This is a genomic window from Cedecea sp. P7760, from assembly GCF_013386425.1.
Classification (GTDB): Bacteria; Pseudomonadota; Gammaproteobacteria; order Enterobacterales; family Enterobacteriaceae; genus Cedecea; species Cedecea selenatireducens.
Genome location: NZ_JACARU010000086.1, coordinates 1 through 9,523 on the forward strand (window position 1 = coordinate 1; position 9,523 = coordinate 9,523).

Annotated in this window: 12 protein-coding genes; all 12 read right to left on the bottom strand. The window is 51.5% G+C overall.

Annotated elements, in window-relative coordinates; all coding sequences use genetic code 11:
• Positions 1-163: 163 nt before the first annotated feature.
• The 12 genes from HX778_RS23360 to HX778_RS23410 all read right to left on the bottom strand — a co-directional run bounded on the left by HX778_RS23360 (position 164) and on the right by HX778_RS23410 (position 9,197).
• Positions 164-763 (bottom strand): hypothetical protein, encoded by a 600-nt coding sequence (locus HX778_RS23360; RefSeq protein WP_176983191.1) that lies wholly within the window; start codon positions 761-763, stop codon positions 164-166.
• Between the two features lie 246 nt (positions 764-1,009).
• Positions 1,010-2,011 (bottom strand): site-specific integrase, encoded by a 1,002-nt coding sequence (locus HX778_RS23365; RefSeq protein WP_176983192.1) that lies wholly within the window; start codon positions 2,009-2,011, stop codon positions 1,010-1,012.
• Between the two features lie 88 nt (positions 2,012-2,099).
• The gene (locus HX778_RS23370) at positions 2,100-2,567 is read right to left on the bottom strand and encodes a hypothetical protein (protein ID WP_176983193.1); all 468 of its coding nucleotides are present in this window, start codon (positions 2,565-2,567) and stop codon (positions 2,100-2,102) included.
• Between the two features lie 123 nt (positions 2,568-2,690).
• Positions 2,691-2,945: an Rz1 lytic protein gene (locus tag HX778_RS25235; protein WP_255483499.1), complete on the bottom strand. Its 255-nt coding sequence runs from the start codon at positions 2,943-2,945 to the stop codon at positions 2,691-2,693.
• Complete coding sequence (locus HX778_RS23375; protein ID WP_176983194.1) at positions 2,833-3,225, bottom strand: DUF2570 domain-containing protein; 393 nt, start codon at positions 3,223-3,225, stop codon at positions 2,833-2,835. The genes HX778_RS25235 and HX778_RS23375 overlap by 113 nt, the downstream gene beginning before the upstream one ends.
• Positions 3,222-3,749 carry a lysozyme gene (locus HX778_RS23380; RefSeq protein WP_176983195.1) on the bottom strand — a complete coding sequence of 176 codons (528 nt, stop codon included), beginning with the start codon at positions 3,747-3,749 and terminating at the stop codon, positions 3,222-3,224. The genes HX778_RS23375 and HX778_RS23380 overlap by 4 nt, the downstream gene beginning before the upstream one ends.
• Before the next feature lie 2 nt (positions 3,750-3,751).
• Entirely contained in the window at positions 3,752-4,036 is a 285-nt protein-coding gene (locus HX778_RS23385; protein WP_176983196.1) for a phage holin, read from the bottom strand.
• Positions 4,037-4,077: 41 nt separating this feature from the next.
• Positions 4,078-4,692: a methyltransferase domain-containing protein gene (locus HX778_RS23390; RefSeq protein WP_176983197.1), complete on the bottom strand. Its 615-nt coding sequence runs from the start codon at positions 4,690-4,692 to the stop codon at positions 4,078-4,080.
• Positions 4,643-5,536 carry a hypothetical protein gene (locus tag HX778_RS23395; protein WP_176983198.1) on the bottom strand — a complete coding sequence of 298 codons (894 nt, stop codon included), beginning with the start codon at positions 5,534-5,536 and terminating at the stop codon, positions 4,643-4,645. The genes HX778_RS23390 and HX778_RS23395 overlap by 50 nt, the downstream gene beginning before the upstream one ends.
• A gap of 654 nt (positions 5,537-6,190) precedes the next feature.
• A complete protein-coding gene (locus tag HX778_RS23400) occupies positions 6,191-6,604 on the bottom strand; it encodes an antiterminator Q family protein (RefSeq protein ID WP_176983199.1) in 414 nt (137 codons plus the stop codon).
• Positions 6,604-7,572, bottom strand: a complete 969-nt coding sequence (locus HX778_RS23405; RefSeq protein ID WP_176983200.1) for a toprim domain-containing protein — start codon at positions 7,570-7,572, stop codon at positions 6,604-6,606. Before HX778_RS23405 ends, HX778_RS23400 begins: the two co-directional genes overlap by 1 nt.
• Positions 7,569-9,197, bottom strand: a complete 1,629-nt coding sequence (locus HX778_RS23410; RefSeq protein WP_176983201.1) for a DEAD/DEAH box helicase — start codon at positions 9,195-9,197, stop codon at positions 7,569-7,571. Before HX778_RS23410 ends, HX778_RS23405 begins: the two co-directional genes overlap by 4 nt.
• Between the last annotated feature and the right edge of the window lie 326 nt (positions 9,198-9,523).

Below are 9,523 nucleotides of genomic sequence, written 5' to 3' on the forward strand. Positions count from 1 at the left end.
TCTCTACTTAGCCTTGACAACGGTAACACCGCCCATTTCAAAATGTCCCTGAGAGGCTTATTTCTGCGGGTTAAGTGCGAAAAACAGCATGAATAAAAAGTGAATAAATGGGGGCAAAAAGTGCATAGCCGAAATCATGAGCGAAGCGCCTGTTTTTGCATTTTTAGCCAAGCAGCTTTTTATATGCGTCGGCGGCTTCCTGCGCTGTGAGATTGGCCGTCTCGGTTTCCGCATCATCGGTATTGGTGAACGGTTCGAATATCTTCGGCGTTTCCAGCTCGAGCCGCAGCGTTTCGGGAATTTTTATCCCCTCGGCCTCAAGCAGCTGCGCCGCCTCAAGCGCGTTATATTTTCCGGCCACCTTTTGCTTCATAACGTCCCGGAGCACATCACGGCGTCGTTCGTCCTCACCGTACACGCTGTGTCCAAGGCCAAGAGCTTTGGCGTATACGGCCACGTCGTTGTGGGTGGGTAGCACGTCCTCAATGGTTGTTTTCAACCCATCAGAAGATTTGGTGACTATCTTCCTTTTTCGAACTTCCAGGCTCCTGCCCGCCACGCTGTTGATTTTCTCCATCAGCACTTCGCGTGCTTCGGTGAATGCACGATCCAGATCGGGATGCTCTTTTCGCCAATTCCTGATAGTCGCTTCGTCAATCCCTAACCGCTGGGCAACCATGCGATTTGATATTTTGTTACGCGCCAACGCCATATCAACAACGATCCCGACGTAGGCCTTTTTGAAACTATGTTTACGGGCCATACGCTTACCTGATATCGGTGATTGTTTATATTTTGTTCAAAATCATTTTTCCGCATTTTGCGTGCGGAATAATTCTGCCAAAAAATCCGCTTTCAGGCCGCTGCCTGTCTGCGTTTGAGTGCGGAATTAAAAAGCCGAAAAAATGCGGAGTTATCGATTTTTCTCCAAAACTGCGATTTGGTGCTCTCAGGCCGCATGAAACGGGGAGATAGTGGATCGCCCTAGTATTTCCATTAAGTGGCGTTTTCACAGTTCCATGCTCACTGGTGCAAAGAACAGATGCCCGTAAACATCGATGGTGGTTTTGATGTTCACATGCCCGATAAGGCGGGAAACCTGAGTGATATCGACGCCTCTTGCAGCCAGACGGGATACAGCGAAATGCCGGAGGTGGTGGAATTTCTTAATGCCATGTTCCGACAGTGTTTTTTGCAATGCGCCCTGGGTGCCGTAGTTAATTGTTAACGGTTCCCCGGTAAAAATATTTGCTACCAGCGGCTGCGACGTTCCGAACAATTCTGGGTCCAGCAGTTCAAGCAGCTCTTTAGGCATCCTCACCTGCCGCTCAACGCCACGCTTTAGCCCTTCATGTATAACACCATCTACGATATGTCTTCGGATCTGAATCATCTCCACCGTGACGTCCTCGTAGGTAACTGCCAGCGCCTCACCGATACGTAGTCCACAAATCCCAAGCCAACATGCAATACGTTCCCGCCTGGGGGCCGTATCGAGAAGCTTCCGAACGGTTGCCCTTGTAGGGATCGTGATTGGCTTGCGCCGGCGGCGAGCTGGTTTTTCCAAAGGGTTGAACGTGATAAGTCGCTTTTCTAAGAGCAGAGAAAACGCCGCCCGTACCCAGCGCTGACAACCTGGCCGAACAGCCTCTTCGATATCGCGATGGCTTATCCGGAGGATAGCTTTTTCGAGTATCGGCCCCTGCACGGCAAGGAGATCGTGACGACATTTCGAGTAAGTTGATAACCGAATGATATTTTTTTCGAGTTTCCCAGCCTGATAGCCCAGGAAAAACATCAGCAACTTCTTTAAAGACCATGAACCATCAATGCCGCGCCACGTAGCCGTTCGACAATCCAGCTCAATATTCTGCTTCTGCCAGAACAGGTGAGCTGCGTCGTCAATATTTTTAAAAATACGGCGGCGGCCATGCCCGGTTCTGTCATCCTTCCAGTGAACGTAATATTTTGGATTCTCATTAGCGTCAATGGAATGCTTTATTGATGCCATATAGTGGTTTTTCCGATTGATAAAAATGTTATCAACTGGCGCAAATATTATCGAAGCCCCTCAGTGAAGGGCTCCTGTAATTTCAGCGTCAGAGAGGGTTAAAACGGAAACTAATAACGCTTTCAGCTGTGACAGCGACACGGCCTTTCAATTCTTTGTTGGATGCGCATAAGTAAAATCTACCGTCAAAAGTAGGCACATCTTTTTCTGAATAGCCGAAAATTTTTTTGCCGTCTTTCAGTTCGAAAACCGCCTCATACAGTTTTTTGTTCACACTGGCACCGGCTCGACCATCAATACTATTAGCGCTGGGAATACGTGGTTCATCGATTTCAACAACAATGAGGTCAGCGATTCGCTTCCGCACTTCTTCTGTGAATGCGTAAACCGTTTTCGCATTTAATGGCTGGCCGTGCATTTCAGCTTCAACCAGCCCGACGATTTCAAACACATCACAACCCATTGGCAGTTTCGCTTTCAAAGCGACGCTCAAAGGGCCAGTTTTAACACTCGCGTGGCAGCCATCTGCGCCGACCGATGTTTTTAAGTTATCCATTGCATTTCCTTTTAGACGTGAGCCTGTCGCACGGCAACGCCGCCCGAGAGGCAACGGCATCACCCAGGCTCACTACTGAAAGACTCTCTGATTGGCGCGTGCGATGCGCAGTAAAAAGCCCCGCTATTGCGAGGCCCGTGATTGCTCTGCTTTCCTGATATCTGCTTTATCCCGGTTACACTGCGCCAGCGATGAAAGCAGCATGACGTTTAAATCCAGGCTCTGACCCCACGTCATGGAAGAGGGTATTGCGGGCTGCGGTGTGTCAGCCACCAGACCGGGCGGGAGTGGAACCACCGGCACTTTGACGTAAACCGTTCGCGTAGTCGTGCAACCGCTTAACTGCGCCAGCAGGCACAGGACGATTGCGGCAATCATCGCCCGCAACAGCCATCTGGATATCCCTCGCGGCTCCCGATGCGTCCAGTGCGATCTGCTCTTTGGCATGCTGATTAGCCTCAGTAATTGAGTTGAAAATTGATACCGTTAGCAGGACGTTTGATGTGATGGTCTGAACGGCATTAGCTTGCTGTTCTGCAGAGTCAGCACGCTTTTGCTCTGCCAGATACTTGCCGTGGTAGTGATTTGCAGACCAGATAAGGCCACCCGCCAGGCAAGCCACAAAAACTGCCAAAATTATCCAGAATGAGCTTTTCACTGGTCTATCCCCCAGCATGCCAGCTCTGATTCCTGGTCACGCCGTAGAACCTGACCGTAACAGTTATTCGTGCGGATCCTGCAATCGCGGCCGCCGTCATACGTCCAGCGTTTTATCTCTGCACATGCGCCGTGCCGGTCACCAGCATTGAGCTTTCGCCAGAACGTGGATGGCAGACATTTACCGGGGCCGATGTTCCAGGGGCAAAAAGAAGCTATGCCGACTTTTTGAGGCTCGGTGAGCGGTACGCGAACGTTTTTTTCCACCCAGGCCAAAGCCTTTGCCTGCTCTGCCCTGTCGATTTTGTCGCAGTGCTGGCGCGTCAGCTGCATGCCCTTAACGACGGGTTTACCGTCAACGCGAGTCACACCGCCGCAAATCGTCCACACGCCACCAGCATCAGGGTAAGCAACAAGGCTCGTTCCCTCTTTTTCATCCTGAAACTGACTCATTATCACGGGTGCGGCAGCGCCAGCAGCTAACAGCCCAAGCATGGCTGCACTGAGTTTAGTTTTGGTGGTCATGGTTATTTCTCTTTGGGTGGTGACGGCGGCGCGGTAATAATTCCTGCCTTTAGCGCTTCTTCATATTTGCTTAAAGATGCGTCGTAAGACTTCTGCATCCTGCGCTGGAAATAGAGGCCGGTGAAATAAGTCGCCGCACCAAACATCACGCCGCTAACAATCGCAATAAAATTCCAGTCAAGACCGTGAAACCAGTCATACGCTCCCGACAGCCCGCTACAAATCAGTCCGCCGGACGTGCAATATGACGCTCCAGTTATTATTTTTTCAGGCATGATTCTGTGCATTCCACACCTCCGGGTTCGGGGTGCTGTGTGAAGGGGAAAAGTTAAATTCGACGGAAAGCGTACGAAGCGACGCCTTTACGCCCTAAATGGCATTCGATGGTGTTCTGTTCGACGCATTCAAAGCCCTGCTCAGAAAACCAGCGCTTAATTCCGTCGTCAGTGAAGTACCAGATGTGCTCTGTTTTTCTGAAATGGTGAGAATGTAAAATGTCGCCAGCGTCGGCGAATATGGGGATCGAAACAAAAACGAACTCGGTGGCCTGCTGTACAGCAAGATCCGGTTCGTCAATATGCTCCAGCACATCCCACATCGTCAGCGCCCGCCACTGATTGGCGTAAAGGTCAGCGTAAGCGCCCCGCTTATTCAGCCAGGCGATTCCGGTAGGATTAACATCAAATCCCAGCGTGCCGGGGCGGGTAGCGACGAACTGACCGGCACCGATGCCAACATCCAGGACGGGGCCATGATAATGACGCGATACCAGGTCAATTCTGGACTGCGTTAATTTGAAGCCCATCTCCGTATCCGCCAGTTTTTGATAGTTGGCGAAATAGCTCTCGTCATATGGCCTGTCTTTTGGGACCGGGTATCGACCTATCCCCAGTTCAGGAAGGAATACCAGCCCGCTGTTTAATTCCTGATAAAACGACTTCATTCAGCCAGGCCTCAAATTTTGAATCAAAGTTGGTGATATGCTTTTCGCAGGGATGATCCCATGCCCCGCAACGGCAGTAATTATCCGGAATAGCCCAACCGACAGCAGATAAATTCATTGCAGGGTCAGTTACGATTTCCGGCGCATTGTGGCCGCCTCGACCACCAGCGATGACGAACACAGGCGTTTTGTAGGCAATAGCAGCCGGGAGCGCCCAGCCGACAGGCGTCACTACGACTGCAGCATGCTCGACCAGACGCATTAACTCTTTGATGCCCAGCTCGCCAGCATGTAGTTGCAGGTCACATTCTGGAGCCTCACCCACCAACCACTCTTCCCCCTCCTGCAGGTCAGCCACGCTTATCACGCAGAAATTTTTGCGCAGTATGCGTGACGCCTGCAGTAAATAATCAGGATCGGGATTGCGTGAATCACTGCGCCATTCCGCGCGAACAGTGGCCGGGCGGATTACCGCGATTGGTTTCTGGTGGGTGTACTGCGCAGGGCCGAATGATGGCAAATCTAACTCTGCCGGGTTGACGCCGAACTGCTCGCGCATGGCATCAAAGATTGAACCCCGCGCCAGTTCTGCGGGGCCATAAAAAATTCGCTTCGTTTCACGCGGCGACGGCGGCGGCGAGAACTCTATTTTGGTGCGGTGCTCGTTTTTACGCTGCGTGCGTAACGTCGTGCAGCTGCGAACCGGGTTAACCGGTAAATCCTCGTACAGCTCCGGCCACGCCGTTTTGATGTAGGTTCCTGCCGGGAGCTGCTTCACAAAAGCACGCTGGTAAATGGTGTCGCCCATACCCAGCATGCCGTCAATTAAAAGTGGCGTATTCATTTAGCTACCTGAGAGCGTCAGCAAGCGGCATTCGGCGAAAACACGTCAGCGCCGTTTTCCCGCTGCAGTTGATTATTTCCACTCGTCCGGCAACGTCGCGCGCCACCCTCTCAAACTCTCCTTTCCAGCGGGAAATATTTGCCGCAGTCGGATTATCTAAAAGAGTGTGGTCGCCGTGCCAGTGCCTGCCATCAGCAATGGAACAGTCATAGCCGAGCAAAATTATCCGACTGGCCCCCAGGTGTTGAGCCAGTAAAATCGCTCGCTGCCCTGAATTAAAGGTGCCGGTTGTGTCGGTTTCGAATAGTGATAGTCCAAAGCGCTTATGCGCCCGAAAATTGCAGGTCCACCGCTCGGGCGATTCTGGCAATGAAGGAACGTTTAATTCCCACCAGGCAAGATCACCAGCGTAGATATATGTGCAGTCAGGTATTGCCCGCCAGGATGAATTAACGGCGATAACAGGAAAGCCGGATGCTTTCGCAGTCCCACAATCCGCTGTCGTAAGCGATGGGCCAGAGGCGCAGATTATGACCGTTGACATACTATTCTCCGGGCATAAAAAGACAAAACCCCACCATTGCTGGCAGGGTTTCGATTGTTAAGCTGTGTGTCGAAGTGACCACTCTTAACAGATTAAAGCGGGTTTTGTAATTACACAACCCTTTTTAGTTTAGGCGGCAGGATATTTTCCTTTCGACATTCTCTGTCCATTTCTAGCTTAATATCAAGGGTGCAAAGTGATCCTTGAATAAAGCTCTCAGCAGCCTGTAGCCTGACCGAAACATGGTTGTGTGAAATCCCCAATTTCGTTGCCATAGCACGTAACGTCATATTTTCTATGTAATGCCACTCCAAAAGCGAGCAAAGATATTCATCGTGCTTGCTGAGGCGGATCATTGCCTCATTGATAAACATTCCATCATCGTCACAGCATGATGGCCTGCCTGCTCTACTGGCGGGAAGTAGCCGAGATAAACCAGCTGCTATACGCGGATATCCGATATTGGAACCACTACTAGCAGCCCATACGCCCCATCGTTCAAGTACCATCTGAATATCACGCATTATGCCGCCACCTTTTTCGTATAAGACATTTCCCGGACCTCATCACCGTTCATGATGAAGTCGTTAAAGTCGCCATGATCCGGCCAGCGGATCGTTACCTTCTCAATATTGTTTTTAGCCATCAGGTTTGCGTGGGCGCACTCAAAAGCGGCCGCATGCCCGGTAGCGGAGTGTTTATCCATATCTGCAAAAATGATGAGGTGCTTTACACCTGCTGGAGCGCGGAATTTCTTCATAAACCCGCTGTTTAATGTTGCCCAGGTGTTTACGTGGTAAACCTGATGTGCGGAAAGTGCCGTTTCAATCCCCTCGGCGATGCCAAGCGTGGAGGCTACCGGAAACATTCGCACAGCCACGGACTGGGCATGATCGAGATAAGTTTGCTCCTGGAGTGAGCGTAGTCTTTTTTGTCCTTCTCCCATCGCAGATGCTTTCTTATCTCCGTCAAGGTATGTGCGGTGCAGGTAACACAGCTCGCCTTTGTTATCTGTCGCCAGGGAGAATAAAGACTGGTACACGCTGCCGTTATGCCGTTCTTTAGCGCAAAAGCGAACAGCTTCTGTCGGTAACCGGGTTATCCCACGATTGAAGAGATAAGCCGCCGCTGACGTGCCGCGCAGCTCCACCAGCTTAGAAAATTTGCTGATAACACGCTCACGCATGCTGGAAGCTGTGGTGTTGATGGGTACAACCCGGTGTTGGTAATCATTACCCAGCAGTTCGTCGATTTCGCGGCAAAGCACGCCAAATGGTTTACCCTGCGTTTGCAGCAACAGTGACATACCGTCACCGTTTCCACAGGTACAAATCCACGATCCACTACCTTCGTGGTCATCACAGCGGTATTTCCCGCGACCGCTGCAAACAGGGCATTCACCTTTGAAATGGTTCTTCCCTGTGATCGGCGGGAGCCCGTAATACTCAAAAATTTTCGGCCAGTTACCTTTCGCCGCTTCTGATGTCTTCATACTCTTTTCCCGAGCGTTTCACGAATGTTGTTAAGGTGCTCTTTTGCACTAAGGAGCTGGCCCGTGGTGGTGCCTGCAATGTCTTGTTCGGCTGGCATCGCCTCAGCCGCTTTGATCTTTTGTCTGCCCTTCGCAAAAGCGATCTGTTTGTGTTTGATGAAGTTCGAAACCTCTGGGGTGATCTCCATCGGGTAGTCACTGAGGTTATTCGGCCACTCGCCGAATTTTTCGAAGAAGGTGTGCGCACACCATCCGTTGTTTACCGGCTTGCCCATTGACTGGCGCTGGCGCTGGTAAAACTTAATCTGACTCCACCAGGCCTGTTTCTGGGACTTCGTGAAGGTGTCCTTACCCTTCCCGAGTTTCTTGATTTTTCGCTGTGTATCGGTGTCCACGTCCTCACCAACCAGCGGCTTAAAGCCGCATTTTGGGCAGACATAAACGGCGGCCGGCTTCATGAAATGGCAGGCCGGGCATTCCTTCGGAAGTTTTTCTTCGCGTTCTGCTGCAGCCCGAACAGCAACTTCTTTCATCCCATCGCTGGAGCTAATCAGCTCGTCGTATTCGATAGCGTCAGGGAACCCGAGGCGGTGCACCGTGCCGCTATGATCGAAGATGAGGCAGGATTCTTTACCCGGAGCTTTACGCAGACCACGGCCAAGCGCCTGTAGCCAGCGAATTTCACTTTTCGTCGGGCGGGCATAGATGACGCAGCGCACATCACTGTCAAACCCGGCCACCAGGACGCCCACGCTAACGATGATTTTCGTTGCGCCCGTTTCGAAACGGTGAATAATCAGCTGTCGCTCATCGTGCGGGGTGTCAGCCGTCATGACCTCTGCGTTGACGCCAGCCTGGTTAAACTGGAGGGTGACAAAATTTGCGTGGTTTACGTTCACGCAGAACGCAACAGTAGGGAGGTCTTTCCCGTTCTCAAGCCAGTTGCTGACGATATCCCCCACCAGATCCGAACCGCACATGATTTCAGCCAGCTGCGTTTCGTTATAGTCGCGGCCAAACTCTGCAGAATTACCGGTTTTGACACCTTTCAGATCTGGTTTTGTTGGCGCGAAAAACTCATATCCGCTCAGATCACCGCGCTGGATCAATTCGCCAATAGTTGTTGGCTTAATCAGCTCGGCATAGTACTTGCCAAGGAACGGGGAAAACGGGGTGCCGGACAGGCCAATAACTTTCACGTCTGTTTCAGTCGTGAGGTACTGGATTGTCTCCAGGATGCTTTTACGTCGTAGGTGGGCCTCATCGATGATCAGCAGATCGATATTGTCCGGGAAGTCGCGGCGAATCAGCGTATCTGCACTGGCAATCTGGATCTGCAACGCAGGATCGTGCTGGGGGTGGTCACGCCAGATAAAGCTGATCTGGTCTTCTGGTAGCCCATACTCAGTAAAGCGCTGAGCCGTCTGATTGAGCAGGATCGTGTAAGGGGCTACAAACAACACACGCATGCCGCGATTAACGAAACCGTTAACGATGAAAGCCGCCAGCCCTGTTTTGCCGCTGCCAGTCGGCGAATAGACCATAAACGAGTTATGCGCTTTCCAGCTGCGACGAAGCATGTTTAAAGCGCGTTCCTGCGCAAAGTTTGGCGTGATACTTAGCATTGAGCGGCCTCCGGTGCTGTGTGCTGATCGTTCTGTGATGTGGTTTTCTAAGGGCCACTATTCCAAGGGAAAAGCCTCACTTCGCTTTAAGACGGCTAAACGTCTAACCATCCGGCGACTTTTCAAGGGCTAAGGACAGGACAGTGATCTACCTAACCAAAGTGCTTTCCCTTTGGAAAAGGCGCTGTTCCTGCCCCCACACCCAACTCCCCCCTTTCCCCCCTCTTCCCTCTCCCCCGTTAAAAACAGGTTTTCAGCCAACCAGACACCTTTAAGTCTGGGATGCTTCGGGGTGGTCATCACTGACCTTTTGAGGGGGGTTGTAC